The sequence below is a fragment of the Mycobacterium sp. NPDC004974 genome, from assembly GCF_053600815.1.
The window spans coordinates 503,563-520,667 of the sequence record NZ_JBSGAQ010000004.1; the positions used below are offsets into that span (position 1 = coordinate 503,563).

General features: G+C 67.1%; 17 protein-coding genes. 13 read left to right on the plus strand and 4 right to left on the minus strand.

Translation table 11 applies throughout. The annotated features are described in order from the left end of the window. Positions 1-93 precede the first annotated feature (93 nt). On the minus strand, positions 94-207 hold the full coding sequence (gene rpmJ, locus ACWEFV_RS13305) for a 50S ribosomal protein L36 (protein WP_003879483.1): 114 nt from the start codon (positions 205-207) through the stop codon (positions 94-96). 85 nt (positions 208-292) lie between these two features. Next, complete coding sequence (gene infA / locus ACWEFV_RS13310; RefSeq protein ID WP_003418601.1) at positions 293-514, minus strand: translation initiation factor IF-1; 222 nt, start codon at positions 512-514, stop codon at positions 293-295. Positions 515-845: 331 nt separating this feature from the next. Between infA and ACWEFV_RS13315 the strand changes: the two genes are divergently transcribed. The 8 genes from ACWEFV_RS13315 (at position 846) to ACWEFV_RS13350 (ending at position 9,598) form a co-directional block, all read left to right on the plus strand. Beyond that, positions 846-1,340, plus strand: a complete 495-nt coding sequence (locus ACWEFV_RS13315) for a hypothetical protein (protein ID WP_210115484.1) — start codon at positions 846-848, stop codon at positions 1,338-1,340. 39 nt (positions 1,341-1,379) lie between these two features. Continuing rightward, positions 1,380-2,909 carry a flotillin family protein gene (locus ACWEFV_RS13320; RefSeq protein ID WP_450070487.1) on the plus strand — a complete coding sequence of 510 codons (1,530 nt, stop codon included), beginning with the start codon at positions 1,380-1,382 and terminating at the stop codon, positions 2,907-2,909. A gap of 36 nt (positions 2,910-2,945) precedes the next feature. After that, entirely contained in the window at positions 2,946-4,637 is a 1,692-nt protein-coding gene (locus tag ACWEFV_RS13325) for an FAD-dependent oxidoreductase (protein ID WP_135452936.1), read from the plus strand. A gap of 33 nt (positions 4,638-4,670) precedes the next feature. Continuing rightward, entirely contained in the window at positions 4,671-6,158 is a 1,488-nt protein-coding gene (locus ACWEFV_RS13330) for an ATP-binding protein (RefSeq protein ID WP_135452935.1), read from the plus strand. Positions 6,159-6,233: 75 nt separating this feature from the next. After that, positions 6,234-7,097: an LLM class F420-dependent oxidoreductase gene (locus tag ACWEFV_RS13335; RefSeq protein ID WP_450070488.1), complete on the plus strand. Its 864-nt coding sequence runs from the start codon at positions 6,234-6,236 to the stop codon at positions 7,095-7,097. A 26-nt stretch (positions 7,098-7,123) separates the two neighbouring features. After that, a complete protein-coding gene (locus tag ACWEFV_RS13340) occupies positions 7,124-7,975 on the plus strand; it encodes an LLM class F420-dependent oxidoreductase (protein ID WP_135452933.1) in 852 nt (283 codons plus the stop codon). Between the two features lie 25 nt (positions 7,976-8,000). After that, on the plus strand, positions 8,001-8,996 hold the full coding sequence (gene rfbB, locus ACWEFV_RS13345) for a dTDP-glucose 4,6-dehydratase (RefSeq protein ID WP_450070489.1): 996 nt from the start codon (positions 8,001-8,003) through the stop codon (positions 8,994-8,996). Beyond that, on the plus strand, positions 8,993-9,598 hold the full coding sequence (locus ACWEFV_RS13350) for a dTDP-4-dehydrorhamnose 3,5-epimerase family protein (RefSeq protein ID WP_450070490.1): 606 nt from the start codon (positions 8,993-8,995) through the stop codon (positions 9,596-9,598). Before rfbB ends, ACWEFV_RS13350 begins: the two co-directional genes overlap by 4 nt. 82 nt (positions 9,599-9,680) lie before the next feature. On the opposite strand, the gene ACWEFV_RS13355 is transcribed toward ACWEFV_RS13350, so the two are convergent. Next, on the minus strand, positions 9,681-10,802 hold the full coding sequence (locus ACWEFV_RS13355) for a DmpA family aminopeptidase (protein WP_450070491.1): 1,122 nt from the start codon (positions 10,800-10,802) through the stop codon (positions 9,681-9,683). Positions 10,803-10,901: 99 nt separating this feature from the next. On the opposite strand from ACWEFV_RS13355, the gene ACWEFV_RS13360 reads away from it, so the two are divergent. Together ACWEFV_RS13360 and ACWEFV_RS13365 are read left to right on the plus strand one after the other, a co-directional pair. Beyond that, on the plus strand, positions 10,902-11,522 hold the full coding sequence (locus ACWEFV_RS13360; RefSeq protein WP_450070492.1) for a TetR/AcrR family transcriptional regulator: 621 nt from the start codon (positions 10,902-10,904) through the stop codon (positions 11,520-11,522). Positions 11,523-11,532: 10 nt separating this feature from the next. Continuing rightward, complete coding sequence (locus ACWEFV_RS13365) at positions 11,533-12,402, plus strand: EamA family transporter (protein ID WP_450070493.1); 870 nt, start codon at positions 11,533-11,535, stop codon at positions 12,400-12,402. Here ACWEFV_RS13365 and ACWEFV_RS13370 read toward each other — a convergent pair. Next, positions 12,399-13,094, minus strand: coding sequence for an alpha/beta hydrolase (locus tag ACWEFV_RS13370; protein ID WP_450070515.1), 696 nt, complete (start codon positions 13,092-13,094; stop codon positions 12,399-12,401). The genes ACWEFV_RS13365 and ACWEFV_RS13370 overlap by 4 nt on opposite strands. A 306-nt stretch (positions 13,095-13,400) precedes the next feature. Between ACWEFV_RS13370 and ACWEFV_RS13375 the strand changes: the two genes are divergently transcribed. The 3 genes from ACWEFV_RS13375 to mmsB are packed head-to-tail and all read left to right on the plus strand — an operon-like array spanning position 13,401 to position 16,971. Further along, positions 13,401-14,921, plus strand: a complete 1,521-nt coding sequence (locus ACWEFV_RS13375; RefSeq protein ID WP_450070494.1) for a CoA-acylating methylmalonate-semialdehyde dehydrogenase — start codon at positions 13,401-13,403, stop codon at positions 14,919-14,921. A 7-nt stretch (positions 14,922-14,928) separates the two neighbouring features. After that, on the plus strand, positions 14,929-16,089 hold the full coding sequence (locus ACWEFV_RS13380) for an acyl-CoA dehydrogenase family protein (RefSeq protein ID WP_450070495.1): 1,161 nt from the start codon (positions 14,929-14,931) through the stop codon (positions 16,087-16,089). A 9-nt stretch (positions 16,090-16,098) separates the two neighbouring features. Further along, the gene (gene mmsB / locus ACWEFV_RS13385) at positions 16,099-16,971 is read left to right on the plus strand and encodes a 3-hydroxyisobutyrate dehydrogenase (RefSeq protein WP_450070496.1); all 873 of its coding nucleotides are present in this window, start codon (positions 16,099-16,101) and stop codon (positions 16,969-16,971) included. The last annotated feature ends 134 nt before the right edge of the window (positions 16,972-17,105 follow it).

Below are 17,105 nucleotides of genomic sequence, written 5' to 3' on the forward strand. Positions count from 1 at the left end.
TGCGCTCGGCTTGCATCGCAGATGAGCGGCGTATCGCTCAGTGGTGCTGGGAGTTCATCATTCAGTTGTCGTGCGCCGTCCGTGTGTGGACGGTTAGCCCTGGCGCTGCTTGTGGCGCGGATCGCTGCAGATCACCATGACCCGCCCATGCCGGCGGATCACCCTGCACTTATCGCAGATGGGCTTGACGCTCGGGTTCACCTTCACGGCTTTTCGATCCTTCTGGCTCTGTTGGTGGCGTGCAGATGCGCACGTCACCGTTCTCGTCGTTACTGGTCGGGCTTCTATCGGGTCACTTGTACCGGTACACGATGCGGCCCCGGGACAGGTCGTAGGGAGAGAGCTCCACCACTACCCGGTCCTCGGGCAGGATGCGGATGTAGTGCTGCCGCATCTTGCCGCTGATGTGGGCCAAGACCTTGTGTCCGTTCTCCAGCTCAATGCGGAACATCGCATTGGGCAGAGGTTCGACCACGCGACCCTCGACCTCGATGGCACCGTCTTTCTTGGCCATACTTTTCGGCGATCCTTGCTTTCGTTTCGTAGCTTCATCAGTCGCAATGCAGCCCGTCGCGATGCTGCTGGCGACCGACTTCGAAACGTGAGCCGGATCGAGAGAAATTGCAGAAATTCAGCAGTTCCAAGACGGGGCACGCAAAAAGTCGGCACGATAGCCGCACCGTTGGTCCACAATACCCGCTCGACGGCCTGCGCCAAAATCACGGCTGATCAGCTCTGGCCGCCCGATACCTCCGCCGAAATTTGGTGCGCGGCGGACCCCCCGATCAAGCGACAATGGTACGGACTGATCCGCTGTCTGGGGGAACGGAGACCACGAGCACGTGATGGCTGTCTACCTGGCCGCGTTCGTCGTCGGCGGCATCGCTGTATTGGCCGCCCTTCTGCTCGCCGATGTCGGGCACGGGGACGGTATGCCGTTCCTGAGCCTGACCGGCCTGTCGGTGGCCCTGCTCGGCGCCGGGACCGGAGGCCTGATCGGCACGTGGCTGGGGCTGGGCACCGTGTGGACCGCAGCGCTGGCCGCGACCTGCGCCGTCGTGCTGGTGTTCGCCCTGAACGGACTACTGCTGCCCTACATGCGCCGCCAGCAGTCCAACTCGCACCGGGGCCGGTCCTCGTACGTCGGCCTGCTCGGCACGGTGACCCTCGATGTCCCGCCCGGCGGCTGGGGCGAGGTTTCCTTCGTCGACACCGACGGCAACCGGGTGTTCTCCCGGGCCAAGAGCGACGAGACCGCCGCGCTGCCCAAGGCCACCCGTGTCTACATCGCCGATATCGATCCCGACTTCGTTCACGTCGTCGCTGTTCCAGAAACCTGAGTAGTACCCGAGCACCGAACCTTCAGAAAGGCCACCACAGTGTCACTGGCGCTCATCGTCCTCCTGGCTGCCATCGCCGCCATCTTGATCCTGGTGGTCATACCGCTGGTCTACGTCAAGAACTACATCAAGGTGCCGCCCAACGAGGTGGCGGTCTTCACCGGTCGGGGCACACCCAAAGTGGTCCGGGGCGGGGCCCGGTTCCGGATGCCCGGCATCGAGCGGGTGGACATCATGAGCCTGGAACCGTTCAACGTCAGCATCAACCTGCAGAACGCGCTGTCCAACAACGGTGTGCCGGTCAACGTCGAAGCCGTCGGCCTGGTCCGCATCGGCTCGGCCGACGAGGCCGTGCAGACCGCGGTGCAGCGCTTCCTGACGTCCGACCTCAACGAGCTGCAGCGGCAGATCAACGAGATCCTGGCAGGCAGCCTGCGCGGTATCACCGCGACCATGACCGTCGAGGACCTCAACTCCAACCGCGACAGCCTGGCCCGCAGCGTGGTCGAGGAGGCCGGCGGCGACCTGGCCCGGATCGGCATGGAGGTCGACGTTCTCAAGATCGCCGGTATCTCCGACGCCAACGACTACCTGAAGTCACTGGGCCAGCGGCGCATCGCCGAGGTCAAGCGGGACGCCACGGTGGGCACCGCCGAAGCCGAGCGCGACGCCCAGATCCAGTCGGCCAAGGCCCGCCAGGAAGGTTCGATCGCGCAGGCCGAGGCCGACACCGCGATCGCCACCGCCAACCAGAAGCGCGATGTCGAACTGGCCCGGTTGCGCGCGCAGACCGAGGCCGAGAACGCCCAGGCCGACCAGGCCGGACCGCTGGCCAACGCCCGCGCCCAGAAGGACGTCGGCATCGCCACCGAGCAGGCCGAGGCGGCCCGGGTGCAGGCCCGCATCGAGGTGGAGCAGCGTCGCGCCGAGCAGGCGCAGGCCGCTCTGCAGGCCGACGTGATCGCGCCCGCCGAGGCGAAACGGCAGGCCGACATCGCGCTCGCCGAAGGTCAGCGCCAGTCCACGATCCTGGCTGCCGAGGCCGCTGCCGAGGCCGAGCGGCGCAAGGGCCAGGCCGACGCCGACGCCCGCAAGGCCGCCGCCGACGCGTTGCGCGTCGAGAAGCAGGCCGAGGCGGACAGCCTGCAGGCCAAGCTGGTCGCCGAGGCTGCCGGCAAGAAGGAACTGGCCGACGCGCTGCGCGTCGAACAGCAGGCCGAGGCCGCCGGTATCGAGGCCAAGTTGCTGGCCGAGGCCAACGGCAAGAAGGAGATCGCCGCCGCACTCAACGGCTACACGGCCGACGCCGCGCGCCTGCTGATGCTGCCCGACGTGCTGGCCTCGGTGGTCAAGGCGACGGAGGCGGCCGCCGCACCGCTGGCCGAAATCGAGCGGCTGTCGATCATCGGCGGGTCAGGCGACACCCAGGACGCTGTGAGCAGCCTGCTCGGCGTCAGCCCCCTCGCGGTGGCCAACATCCTCGAGTCGCTCAAGGCCTCGGGCATCGACGTGGCGTCCATGCTCCAGGGTTCGAACGCGAACAACGGGAGCAGCTCGCACCCGAGCTGAGAAAACTGCTGGCGGCGGGGCGCATAATTGGTGACGATGACTGGCCCCGCCTCCCAGCCCCGTAAACCTGTAATCCTGACCGTCGACGACGATCCCGCGGTCTCGCGTGCCGTCGCCCGCGATCTGCGCCGCCACTACGGCGAGCGCTACCGGATCGTGCGTGCCGAATCCGGCCCGGACGCCCTGGAGACCCTCAACGAGCTGAAGCTGCGCGGCGACACCGTCGCGGTGTTCGTCGCCGACTACCGGATGCCGCAGATGAGCGGCATCGAGTTCCTCGAGTCGGCGATGGACCTCTACCCGATGGCCAGGCGCGTGCTGTTGACGGCGTACGCCGACACCACCGCGGCGATCGATGCCATCAACGTCGTCGACCTCGACCACTACCTGCTCAAGCCGTGGGATCCGCCCGAGGAGAAGCTCTACCCGGTGGTCGACGGCCTGCTGGAGGCCTGGCACGCCGTCGGTGACCGGGCCATCCCGCACACCAAGGTGATCGGACACCAGTGGAGTTCGCGGTCCTGGGAGGTGCGCCAGTTCCTGGCCCGCAACCAGCACACATTCCGGGCGTTCACCACCGACGAGCCCGTCGGCCGTCAACTCCTCGATGCCGCGGGACTGGACGGTCTGCAGCTCCCGGTGGTGATCACCGAGGGTGGCGAGACGCTGGTCGAACCCAGTGACGGCGAGCTCGCCGACATGCTGGGGCTCTCGACCACCCCGTCGCTGACCATGTACGACCTCGCGGTGATCGGCGGCGGCCCGGCGGGTCTGGCCGCCGCGGTGTACGGAGCTTCCGAGGGTCTCAAGACCGTGCTGATCGAGGGCACCACGACCGGCGGACAGGCCGGTCGCAGTTCCCGGATCGAGAACTACCTGGGCTTCCCGACCGGGGTGTCGGGGGCCGAACTGGCCACCTCGGCCCGCAGACAGGCCGAGCGGTTCGGCGCCGAGGTGATCACCACCCGCGAAGCCGTCGCGCTCGACATCGCGGGCGCGGCCCGCACCATCACGTTCGCCGACGGCGAGACCATCGGCGCCCGCGCGGTGATCCTGGCCACCGGTGTCGAGTACCGGCAGCTCCCGGTGCCGGGATGCTTCGCGGATCCCGACAATCCGAACAACTACGTCGGCCGCGGCGTGTACTACGGCGCATCGGTGTCGGACGCCTCCGAATGCAAGGGCGAGGACGTGTACATCGTCGGCGGCGCCAACTCGGCCGGGCAGGCCGCGATGTTCATGTCGCGCGAGGCCAAGTCGGTGACGCTGTTGGTGCGCGGACCGTCGCTGGAAGCGTCGATGTCGTACTACCTGATCCAGCAGATCGAACAGACGCCCAACATCTTCGTGCGCACCTGCACCGAGGTGGTCGGTGCCACCGGCGAGGACGACCACCTGGTCGGACTGGAGTTGGTGAACAGGCAGTCCGGCCAGCACGAGGAGGTGCGTGCGACGCGCCTGTGCTGCTTCATCGGCGCGACCCCGCGCACCGAGTGGCTCGACGGCGTGGTCGCCCGCGACGACCACGGGTTCATCCTGGCCGGCCCCGACCTGCGCGACGTGTGCGGCTGGACCCTGGAACGTCCGCCGCACCATCTGGAAACAAGTGTGCCCGGTGTGTTTGTTGCAGGAGATGTGCGTGCCGAGTCCGCCAAGCGGGTGGCTGCCGCCGTCGGCGAAGGGTCGATGGCTGTGATGCTCGTGCACCGTTACCTGGCAGAAGCGTGATGGCCGGCGAGGCCTGAGGAGTTGAGGACGGATATGGGCGAGACCTGCGTGCGGGACGAACTACGGACACTGTTTCTGTTCGAGCACCTGTCCGACGCGCAACTCGACACGTTGTGCCAGGCCGGCAGCATCGAGACGTTCCCGGCCGGCCCGATCGTCACCGAAGGTGATCCGGCCACGTGCTTCTACGTGATGCTCGATGGCGAGCTGGTGATGTCGAAGCGCTCCGGCGGCGTCGACATCCAGACCAACCGCACCTCGATGCGCGGCGTGTACTTCGGCGCCTGGTCGGCCTATATCCCCGGTGAGGAACACGTCTACGAGGCGTCCGTACGCCTGACGAAGCCGTCGCGGGTGTTCGTCCTGGATGCCAATGCGTTCGCGGGGTTCATGCAGTCCCAGTTCCCGATGGCCGTACACCTGCTGGAGGGCCACAAGGTCGGCGGCCGGCGGCAGAGCCAGATCATCGGTCAGCGCGAGAAGCTGCTGGCCCTCGGCAACATCACGGCGGGCCTGACCCATCAGCTCAACAACCCGGCGGCGGCCACCGCCCGCGCCGTGGCCGACCTTCGCGAAGGCGTCGGCAAGATGCGTCACAAGCTGGCGATGCTGGCCGACGGCAAGTTCACCCCGCAGGCGCTGCGGATGCTGGTGACCATCCAGGACGAGGTCGCCGAGCAGGTCGCCAAGCACAAGGGGTTGGAGCTCACCGCACTGGAGACCTCCGACCGCGAAGACGAGATGGGCGACTGGCTCGAGGACCACGACATCGTGTTCGCCTGGGACTACGCCCCGACATTCGTCGAGGCCGGTCTCGACATCGACTGGCTGGAACGTATCTCGGCATCCGTCGATGACGCGCTCAAGGACGGGGAGGCGTCGGCCACCCTGCAGGCGGCTCTGGGTTGGCTGAAGTACACGATCGACACCGAGCTGCGGATGAACGAGATCGCCGAGGCGAGCAAGCGGATCTCGGCGTTGTTGGCCGGCGCCAAGCAGTACTCGCAGATGGACCGCGGCGATTATCAGAGCGCCGACGTCCACGAACTGCTGCGCAGCACGCTGATGATGTTCGGCGACAAGATCGGCAAGGACAAGCCGGTCGGCCTGTGCAAGGACCTGGACAAGTCATTGCCCGAATTGCATTGCTACCCAGGCGATCTCAATCAGGTGTGGACCAACATCATCGACAACGCCGTCCAGGCGATGGGTGGCCACGGCACGCTGACCCTGCGCACCTGCCGGGAGACCGACGAGATGATCCGGGTGGAGATCGGCGACGACGGGCCGGGCATCCCCGCCGAGGACATCAACCGGATCTTCACGCCGTTCTTCACCACCAAGCCGTTCGGCGAGGGCACCGGCCTGGGCCTGGATCTGGCCTGGCGCATCGTGGTGGAGAAGCACCACGGGGATCTGCGGGTGCAGTCCAAGCCGGGCGACACCCGCTTCATCGTCTTGTTGCCGTTGGAGGCTCCCGCACCCGAGACCAGGGCCGCCGAGACTGAAGCGTCGGAGTAGTGCCGGCCCGGCCAGATCCACAATCAGCGTGATTCGCCCGGAATAGCCCCCGCACGGACCCCGGTTGACACGTTCATGACCCAGACCACGGCGGGCAGCAAGCCCGATCTCGGCACATACGGCGCGTTCGGCCACTATTCGCAGTTCCAGCAGCTCTCGCCGCAGCAGCTGCGGGACATCGAAGGGCTGGGCTACGGCGCGATCTGGGCCGGCGGGTCGCCGCCCGCCGAACTGGAGTGGATCGATCCGATCCTGGCCGCCACCGACACCTTGCAGCTGGCCACCGGCATCGTGAACATCTGGAGTGCGGCCGCCGGCCCGGTCGCCGAGTCGTTCCACCGCATCGAGGCCGCCTACCCGGGCCGGTTCCTGCTGGGCATCGGCGTCGGCCACCGAGAGGCGATCGGCGAGTACCGCAAACCGCTCGACGCGCTCACCGATTACCTCGACAAGCTCGACGAGTACGGCGTGCCCCAACACCGCCGGATCGTCGCCGCGCTCGGCCCCAAGGTGCTGCAACTGTCGGCGGCCCGTTCCGCTGGTGCGCACCCGTACCTGACCACACCGGAACACACCGCACAGGCCCGCGAGTTGATCGGTCCCGACGCGTTCCTGGCTCCCGAGCACAAGGCGGTGCTCACCACCGACACCGAGAAGGCGCGCGCTCTCGGCCGCAAGGCACTCGACATCTACCTCGGTCTGAGCAACTACCTCAACAACTTCAAGCGGCTCGGCTTCACCGACGAGGATCTGGCCAAACCGGGCAGTGACCGGTTCATCGACGCCGTCGTCGCGTACGGCACAGTGGACGAGGTGGCCGCCCGGTTGCGGCAGCATCGCGACGCCGGCGCCGACCACGTGCCTGTACAGGTGCTGACGTCACCGGACAAACTGGTACCCGCACTGGCCGAACTCGCCGGGCCGCTCGGCCTGGCTTAAGAGGACCGACAGACAAGGACTCTCAGATGACCGAATCGCTCTCGCTCAAGCCGGATCTGGGTCGCTACGGAGTGTGGACGTTCGGGGCGGTGCCGCCCGAGCAGGCCGTCGAGATCGAGAAGCTGGGTTACGGCGCACTGTGGGTGGGTGGCTCGCCGTCCGCCGACCTCGCCTTCGCCGAGCCGATCCTGGAGCGCACCCAGACACTTCAGCTGGCCACCGGCATCGTCAACATCTGGACGGCCGACGCCAACGCGGTCGCCGAATCGTTCCACCGCATCGAGGCGGCATACCCGGGCCGGTTCCTGCTCGGCATCGGGGTGGGGCATCCCGAGCACACCGGCGAATACCGCAAGCCGTATGAAGCACTGGTCGAATACCTCGACGTGCTGGACGCGGCCAAAGTACCGACCAGCCGGCTGGTGATCGCCGCACTGGGCGACAAGGTGCTCAAGCTCTCCGCACAGCGCAGCGCCGGCGCGCACCCCTACCTCACGACGCCCGAGCACACCGCCCATGCCCGCGAGGTGCTGGGCGAGTCGGTGTTCCTGGCACCCGAGCACAAGGTGGTGCTGAGCACCGATGCCGCGGCGGCCCGGGCGATCGGACGCGAGACCGTCGACTTCTACCTGAACCTGAGCAACTACCTCAACAACTGGCGCCGGCTCGGTTTCACCGAAGATGACATCGCCAAGCCGGGCAGCGACAAGTTGATCGACGCGGTCGTCGCGCACGGGACCGCCGAGGCGATCGCCGCGCGCCTGCAGCAACACGTCGCCAACGGCGCCGACCATGTCACGATCCAGGTGCTCGGCGGTCCGGACAAGCTGATCCCGACACTGACCGAATTGGCCGGGCCACTGGGCCTGAAGGGCTGACGCTGCGGCCGGTTAGGGTTGGCGCATGCGGCTACTGGTCACCGGCGGCGCCGGGTTCATCGGCGCAAACTTCGTGCGACTTGCCGTCGGGGAGGCGACGACCACGTCGGTGACGGTGCTCGACGCGATGACGTACGCGGGCAGCCAGGAATCTCTGGCTCCCGTGGCCGGCCAGATTCGGCTGGTACAAGGCGATGTCGCCGACGCCGGCCTGGTGAACCAGTTGGTCGGCGAGGCGGACGCCGTCGTGCACTTCGCGGCGGAAACCCACGTCGACAATGCCCTGGCGAACCCGGAACCGTTCCTGCACAGCAACGTCATCGGCACGTTCACGGTGCTGGAGGCGGTCCGCGCGCACGGGGCCCGGTTGCACCACATCTCCACCGACGAGGTGTACGGCGATCTCGAGCTCGACGATCCGGCCCGGTTCACGCAAGCCACGCCGTATAACCCGTCGAGCCCGTATTCATCGACCAAGGCCGCCGCCGATCTGCTGGTACGGGCCTGGGTGCGTTCTTATCGGGTGCGCGCGACGATCTCGAACTGCTCCAACAACTACGGGCCCTATCAGCATGTGGAGAAGTTCATCCCGCGTCAGATCACCAACGTCCTCACCGGCAGGCGCCCCAAGCTCTACGGCACCGGCGCCAACGTGCGCGACTGGATCCACGTCGACGACCACAACCGTGCGGTGTGGCAGATCCTCATGGGGGGCCGCGTCGGGCAGACGTACCTCATCGGCGCCGAATGCGAGCGCAGCAATCTCACGGTCATGCGCACCCTGCTGCGGTTGATGGACCGCGACCCGGACGACTTCGACCACGTCACCGATCGGGAAGGCCACGACCTGCGCTACGCCATCGACCCGTCGACGCTGCACGACGAACTGGGCTGGGCGCCCAAACACACCGATTTCGACGAAGGCCTCGCGGCCACCATCGACTGGTATCGCAACAACGAATCCTGGTGGGGCCCTTTGAAAGACAACGTGGAGACCAACTACTCGGTGCGCGGCCAGTGACCGCGCGCGAACTGACCATCCCCGGCGCGTGGGAGATCACACCCAAGCTGCACGGCGATGCACGCGGCATGTTCTTCGAGTGGTTCACCGAGGCCGGATTCACCGAGATGACCGGGCACCGCTTCGACGTGCGGCAGGCCAACTGCTCGGTGTCGGCGGCCGGGGTGCTTCGCGGTGTGCACTTCGCCGAATTGCCGCCGAGCCAGGCCAAGTACGTGACGTGTGTGCGCGGCGCCGTGCTCGACGTGGTGGTCGACATCCGGGTGGGCTCCCCGACTTTCGGACAGTGGGATTCGGTGCTGCTCGACGAACTCGACCGGCGTTCGGTGTATCTGTCCGAGGGTCTCGGTCACGCCTTCCTGTCGCTGCAGGACGACTCGACGGTGATGTACCTGTGTTCGGCGCCGTACAGCCCGGAGCGGGAGCACACCATTTTGGCCACCGACTTCGGGATCGACTGGCCGATCGAGGGCGAGCCGGTGCTGTCCGACCGTGACGCGGCCGCCCCGACGCTGGAGCAGGTGCGGGCCGCGGGGCTGTTGCCGACGTGGGACGACACCCGCGCGTTCGTCAACGAGTTGCGCGCCCGCGTCCAGGGCTGAATGAGGTAGTCCACTACTGCATACGGGGCCGTGCGGCGAGGCGACGATGAGCGCATCAGCTCGACACGCACCCGTGTCGAGCTCAGTGACCTTCCAGCACCAGGGCCGAGTGGAGCAGCTTGTGATCGAGCGCATGCGCGGTCAACCCGCCGCGGCCGGTCATGGTCTCAGCGGCCACCAGAGCATTGACGATGGCCTCCTCGGTGGCCTCGATCGCCAGGTCGAACAGTCGGGTCATCAACTGTGGCGCCACCATGCGCACCGCGATCTCGGGGCGGTTGGCATCGGGGTTCTCGTCCCACCCGTACGGCGGGATTCCCCGGTTGCCGGTGGAGAAGGCCAGCATCAGGTCGCCGCTGTACTGCTCCCCTGTTCCGCCGACCCGGCCGACGGCCAGGGCCGAGCGTTGCGCAAGCCGGGTGCACTGATGTGGCAGCAACGGCGCGTCGGTGGCGATCACGACGATGATCGAGCCGGATCCCGCCGGATACGGAATCGGAAGGTGAGGGGTCGGCACCAGCTCGGGACCCACCATCTCCCCGACCGGCACCCCGTTGACCCGAAGGCGTTCCCGCCGACCGTGATTCGCCTGCACGAGCACGCCGACGGTGTAGGGCCCGGCCACGGTGTCGGTGACCCGCGATGCGGTTCCGATCCCGCCCTTGAAGCCGTGGCAGATCATGCCGGTCCCGCCGCCGACATTGCCTTCGGCGACCGGGCCGCCCGTGGCGTCGGCGAGTGCGGCGCCCACGTGTTCGGGGCGGACGTGGTGGCCGTTGATGTCGTTGAGCAGCCCGTCGTAGGTCTCCCCCACGACCGGCAGGGACCAGTAAAGCCCGTCGCCACGGGCCCGCACCTGGGCTTGGACCAGTGTGTCGCGGACGACGCCGACGCTGTGGGTGTTGGTCAGGCCGATGGGTGTGGTGAGCTCACCGGACTCACGGATCCACTCCAGTCCGGTGAGTTCTCCGCTGCCGTTGAGTCGGTGGGCCCCGGCGAACACCGGCTCGGTGAAGATCTCGGGGTGTGGGATCACGACGGTGACGCCGGTGTTGACCGGGTTGGGTCCGGGCCGCTGAATCGTGGTGTGCCCGACGCGTACGCCGGCCACATCGGTGATGGCGTTGTTCAGGCCCGTGGGGTGCTCGCCGATGACGACGCCGATATCGCGGGCGCGCGGACGCCGCGAGGAGCAGTCCAGCATGCGTCCTCCGGAAAGTTGTGGCCAAATTCTTTTCAGGATTGGAAAATAATGGCGGTGGGTAGCCACCGGAGTCAACTGAAGTGACCGAATTTGTGAAGGATGGGACCCGTGGGACGGCCGAACCGACAGGCGCAACGACGTGAGGAGATCCTCGACGCCACGATCGCGTTGATCGAGCGCAACGATCTGACCGCGTTCCGGATCGCCGACGTCGCCGCTGAGCTCAATCTGACCCCCAACGCCGTGCGCTACTACTTCCGCGAGATGGACCAGCTGCTCTCGGCGCTCGCGCAGCGCTCGGACAGCAAGTTCTACGACGACCGGCTCGCCGTCGTCGAGCGCACCGAGGACGCGCGGGATCAGATCGCGTTCATGATCGCGGCCGGGCTGCCGTCCGGGCCGGAGGACGTCGAGTGGCGGTCGATCTGGCGGGCTGTGATGGCCGCCGGATTCGTGCTCGACCAACGCCCCGATGTCCAGCACATCTATCACCGGCAGGTGGGCCTCTACGCTTCGATCCTCGAAACAGGCTCTACTGCAGGAATTTTCACACTCGCCGCACCCGCGCGCGATATCGCCATGACATTGATGTCCATGGAGGACTATCTCGGGTACCGAATCGTGGCGCGGGACCCGGACCTCGACCGCGCCACTGCGCTACGGCTGATGCGGGGCTATGCCGAACTGGCGACGGGGGCCCACCTTCAGGTGACGGTGTGACGGTGGCGGTGTGACCACGCGCGCCCCACTCGGGGCTGCGCTGCTGGTGGTGGTCGCCGCGATCAGCCAGGAGGTGGGCGCGGCGTTCGCGGTCGGACTGTTCGCCGCGGTCGGCACCGTGGGGGCCTTGTTCGCCCGGTTCGGGGTCGCCGGTGTCATCCTGTGCGCAGCGGTACGCCCATCGGTGCGGGGCCTGACGCGGCAGGCCTGGGGCGCGGCGATCGCACTGGCCGTGACGCTGGGCACGATGAACTTCTGCTTCTACCTCGCCATCGAGCGGATTCCCCTCGGCATCGCGGTGACCATCGAAGCCCTCGGCCCGCTGATCCTTTCGGTGGTGACGGGTACGCGCCGGGTCGCGTGGCTGTGGGCCGCGCTGGCCTTCGCCGGGGTCGCGATGCTGGGCCTGCCGCACGGGGACGGCGGGCACTTCGAGGCCACGGGATTCGCCTTCGCGGCTGCCGCGGGCGTGGCGTGGGCCGGCTACATCCTGGCGTCTGCGCGTACCGCCGCCGAGTTCCGTCGCGTCGACGGCCTGGCATTGGCCACGGCGATGGGAGCCCTCGTCGTCGCCCCGTTCGCGGTCGCTTCGGTACCCCTGGACGCACTCGACTGGCGCGTGCTCGGGGTGGGCGCGGCGGTCGGAGTGCTGTCCTCGGTGATCCCGTACTCGTTGGAGTTGATTTCCCTGCGCCGCCTCACGCCGGCCACCTTCGCCGTGCTGACCTGCCTGTCACCGGTCACCGCCGCGCTCGCCGGGCTCGTGGTGCTCGGTCAGCAGATCGGACTGCTCGGCTATCTGGGCGTGGCCCTGGTCACCGTCGCGAGCATCGGCGCGGTGCGTTCCGCGCATTCGGGCCCGGCTGAACCTCTCGGTTAGCCGCCGAGTTCGGCCACCGCGTCGTCGATCAGATCCGCAACAGCGGTGGGCTGGGACGCCAACGACGCATGGCTGGCATCGAGTTCGATGATCTTGCGCGGGTTCATCCGTCGCGCCATCCGGCGTTCGTTGTCCGGATGGATCATGCGGTCCGCGGTCGAAACCTGGTACCAGGTGGGCTTGCGCTTCCAGGCCGGGACGGACACAGCGTCACCGAAAGTCGAACCGAGCGGCGCCTTTTGGGTCACCGCCATCACCAGAGTCTCGTCGTCGGGCAGATCTTGGGCGAAGCTCTCGGCGAATTCGTCCTGCTTGATCCACAGGTAGCCATCCGAGTCCGGGGCGATGTTGTCGAACGCTGCCGGTGGCAGTTGCTCACTGATCTGGCCGGGGCTCTCCCCCGCGTCGGGCGCGAAGGCCGCGACATAGACCAGTCCGACGACATTGGGCAGATCCCCCGCTTCGGTGATGACCGCCCCACCGTACGAATGGCCGACCAGCAACACGGGCCCGTCGACCTGCTTGACCATTTGCTGTGTGCGGTGCGTGTCGTCCCGCAGGGACGTGAGTGGGTTCTCCACCGCATACAGCTTGTCGTAGCCCCGCCTGCTCAGTTCCACGATCACCTTCGCCCAGTGCGCCGCTCCACCCCAAAACCCGTGCACCAGAACGATTGCCGGCTTGTCGGTCATCTTCGGACCCTCCTCGGTCTCGGAATCCCAGGCGCTGACCACCCGCGACCGTTCCACCATATTTCGAGGGTGGGGCAAACAGCCATGACCCATTCGCCGGAAAATTAGCCGATCCGCCGCGTTCAGCCGCGCGTTCCAGCGCCGGTACGCCGCGCCGCCCTTGCGGTGGCGCGTCAGCCGGAGCCGCTGACGAACGCCGCCCACACACGACCCTTGCCAAACACTCCGACCAATTACTAGGATATGCAAGTATCTCGGGTATGCCCCGAGCCACTTAACTGCGCATCTCTCTTGGGACGGAACGCCATGACCACTCAGATCCCCCACTTCATCAACGGCCAGCGCACCTCCGCCGGGTCGACCCGCACCGCCGATGTGCTCAACCCGAGCACCGGTGAAGTGCAGGCGCAGGTGGCCCTGGCGTCGGCCGCCGACGTCGACGCCGCGGTGGCCGGCGCCGTCGAGGCCCAGAAGGAATGGGCCGCCTACAACCCGCAGCGCCGCGCCCGGGTGCTGATGAAGTTCATCGAACTGGTGAACCAGAATTCCGATGAGCTCGCCGAGCTGCTCTCCCTGGAGCACGGTAAGACCGTCGCCGACTCACTGGGCGACATCCAGCGCGGCCTCGAGGTCATCGAGTTCTCGGTCGGTATCCCCCACCTGCTCAAGGGCGAGTTCACCGAGGGCGCAGGCACCGGTATCGACGTGTACTCGATCCGCCAGCCCCTGGGAGTGGTCGCGGGCATCACCCCGTTCAACTTCCCGGCGATGATCCCGCTGTGGAAGGCCGGCCCCGCGCTCGCGTGCGGAAATGCGTTCGTGCTCAAGCCGTCCGAGCGTGATCCCTCGGTTCCGCTGCGGCTGGCCGAGCTGTTCATCGAGGCCGGTCTGCCGGCCGGCGTGTTCCAGGTGGTGCAGGGCGACAAGGAAGCCGTCGACGCGATCCTCGAGCACCCCGACATCAAGGCCGTCGGCTTCGTCGGCAGCTCCGACATCGCGCAGTACATCTACTCGGGCGCGGCTGCGCACGGCAAGCGCGCACAGTGCTTCGGCGGCGCCAAGAACCACATGATCGTGATGCCCGACGCCGATCTGGACCAGGCCGTCGACGCGTTGATCGGCGCCGGCTACGGCAGCGCCGGTGAGCGCTGCATGGCGATCAGCGTCGCGGTGCCGGTCGGTGAGGAAACAGCGCGACGGCTTCGCAACAAGCTCGTTGAGCGCATCAACCAGCTGCGGGTCGGACACAGCCTCGATCCCAAGGCCGATTACGGGCCACTGGTCACCGGCGCGGCACTCGAGCGGGTGCGCGACTACATCGGCCAGGGCGTCGAAGCCGGCGCCGAACTCGTGGTCGACGGCCGCGAGCGCGCGAGCAATGAGCTGACCTTCGGCGATGCCAGCCTCGAGAGCGGCTACTTCATCGGCCCCACCCTGTTCGACAACGTCACCACCGACATGTCGATCTACACCGACGAGATCTTCGGTCCGGTGTTGTGCATCGTCCGTGCCCACGACTACGAGGAAGCCCTCAAGCTGCCGTCGGAGCACGAGTACGGCAACGGCGTGGCGATCTTCACCCGCGACGGTGATGCCGCGCGCGACTTCGTGTCCCGCGTGCAGGTCGGCATGGTCGGCGTCAACGTGCCGATCCCGGTTCCGGTGGCCTACCACACCTTCGGCGGCTGGAAGCGGTCCGGATTCGGCGACCTCAACCAGCACGGGCCGCATTCGATCCTGTTCTACACCAAGACCAAGACCGTCACGGAGCGGTGGCCGTCGGGCATCAAGGATGGCGCTGAGTTCGTCATCCCGACCATGAAGTAGTGCACCTGTGAATCTGGACGACCTGGATGACGACGAACGCGTGATCGCCGAGACGGCGGCCGCGTTCGCCGAAAAGCGCATCGCGCCATACGCGTTGGAATGGGATGAGACCCATCACTTTCCCACCGACGTGTTGCGCGAGGCGGCCGAACTCGGTATGGGAGCCATCTACTGCGGTGAGGACGCGGGCGGTAGCGGGCTGCGGCGACTGGATGCGGTGCGCATCTTCACCGCACTCGCCGCCGCCGACCCCACCTTGGCGGCATTCCTGTCCATCCACAACATGTGCGCGTGGATGGTGGACAGCTTCGGCACCGAGGAGCAGCGCAAGACCTGGGTGCCCAGGTTGGCGTCGATGGAGGCCATCGCCAGCTACTGCCTCACCGAACCGGGTGCCGGCTCGGATGCGGCGGCGCTGCGGACCAGGGCGGTCCGCGACGGCAGCGATTACGTCCTCGACGGGGTCAAGCAGTTCATCTCCGGGGCGGGCAGCTCCGATGTGTACGTGGTGATGGCCCGCACCGGTGCCGACGGCCCGAAGGGCATTTCCGCTTTCGTGGTCGAAAAGGACGCGGCGGGGCTGAGTTTCGGCGCACAGGAGCAGAAGATGGGCTGGAATGCCCAGCCCACTGCGCAGGTGATCTTCGAGGGCGTGCGGGTTCCGGCCGAGGCACTGCTGGGCAGCACCGAGGGCACCGGCTTCGGGATCGCGATGAACGGTCTGAACGGCGGGCGGATCAACATCGCCGCCTGCTCGCTCGGCGGAGCACAGGCCGCCTACGACAAGGCACTGGGCTACCTGGCCGACCGCCAGGCGTTCGGTGGCGCCCTGCTCGACGAGCCGACCATCCGATTTACCCTGGCCGATATGGCGACCGGCCTGGAGACATCACGAAACATGTTGTGGCGGGCGGCCTCCGCGCTGGATGCCAACCATCCCGACAAGGTGACGTTGTGCGCGATGGCCAAGCGGTATGTCACCGACACGTGTTACGAGGTGGCCGATCAGGCGCTGCAGTTGCACGGCGGCTACGGCTACCTGCGCGAGTACGGTCTGGAGAAAATCGTCCGGGATCTGCGGGTACACCGCATCCTTGAGGGAACCAACGAAATCATGCGCGTGGTGATCGGCCGCTCCGAGGCGAGCCGGGCCCGCAATTCTGCATAGGAGGCGTACGTGAGCACGATCGCGTTCTTGGGGCTGGGCAACATGGGCGGCCCGATGGCCGCCAACCTGGTGACCGCCGGGCACACCGTGCGCGGCTTCGATCCGGTGCCCGCCGCACAGGAGGCGGCAAAGGCCAACGGCGTCAACGTCTTCGCCACCGGCGCGGAGGCGGTCACCGGCGCCGACGTGGTGATCACCATGCTGCCCAACGGGGCACTGGTGAAGAGCTGCTACGCCGAGGTGCTGCCGGCTGCCGCCGAGGGCGCACTGTTCATCGACAGCTCGACGATCTCGGTCGATGACGCCCGCGAAGTGCACACGGTTGCGCTCGAGCACGGCTTCGCCCAACTCGACGCCCCGGTGTCTGGCGGGGTCAAGGGCGCGGTCGCGGGCACGTTGGCGTTCATGGTGGGCGGTGAGGACGATGCCGTCGAGCGCGGCCGCGCCGTACTGGAACCCATGGCGGGCAAGATCATTCACTGCGGTGCTACCGGTGCAGGTCAGGCCGCCAAGGTGTGCAACAACATGGTGCTGGCCGTGCAACAGATCGCCGTCGGTGAGGCTTTCGTCCTGGCCGAGAAGCTGGGTCTGGACAAGCAGGCACTGTTCGACGTGATCACCGGAGCGACCGGCAACTGCTGGGCCGTGCAGGTGAATTGCCCGGTGCCCGGACCGGTTCCGACGTCCCCGGCCAACAATGATTTCAAGCCGGGGTTCGCCACCGCGCTGATGAACAAGGACCTGGGCCTGGCGATGGCGGCCGTGGAGTCCACCGGTTCGTCGGCCCCGTTGGGCACCCACGCCGCCGAGATCTACACGAAGTTCGCCGTTGACAACGCCGGCAGGGATTTCAGCGCGGTCATCGAAACACTCCGCAGCTGACTCGTCCTCGCGTTCGTAACGTGGTGGCGAAGAAAGCCGGGCAGATTCATACGGTCAATGCAATTTCCGTGACTAGGGAGGTTGCAGGTGCCGCCGGCTTATCCACGTGTGATGCGGCGAGAGTTTTTCGATCG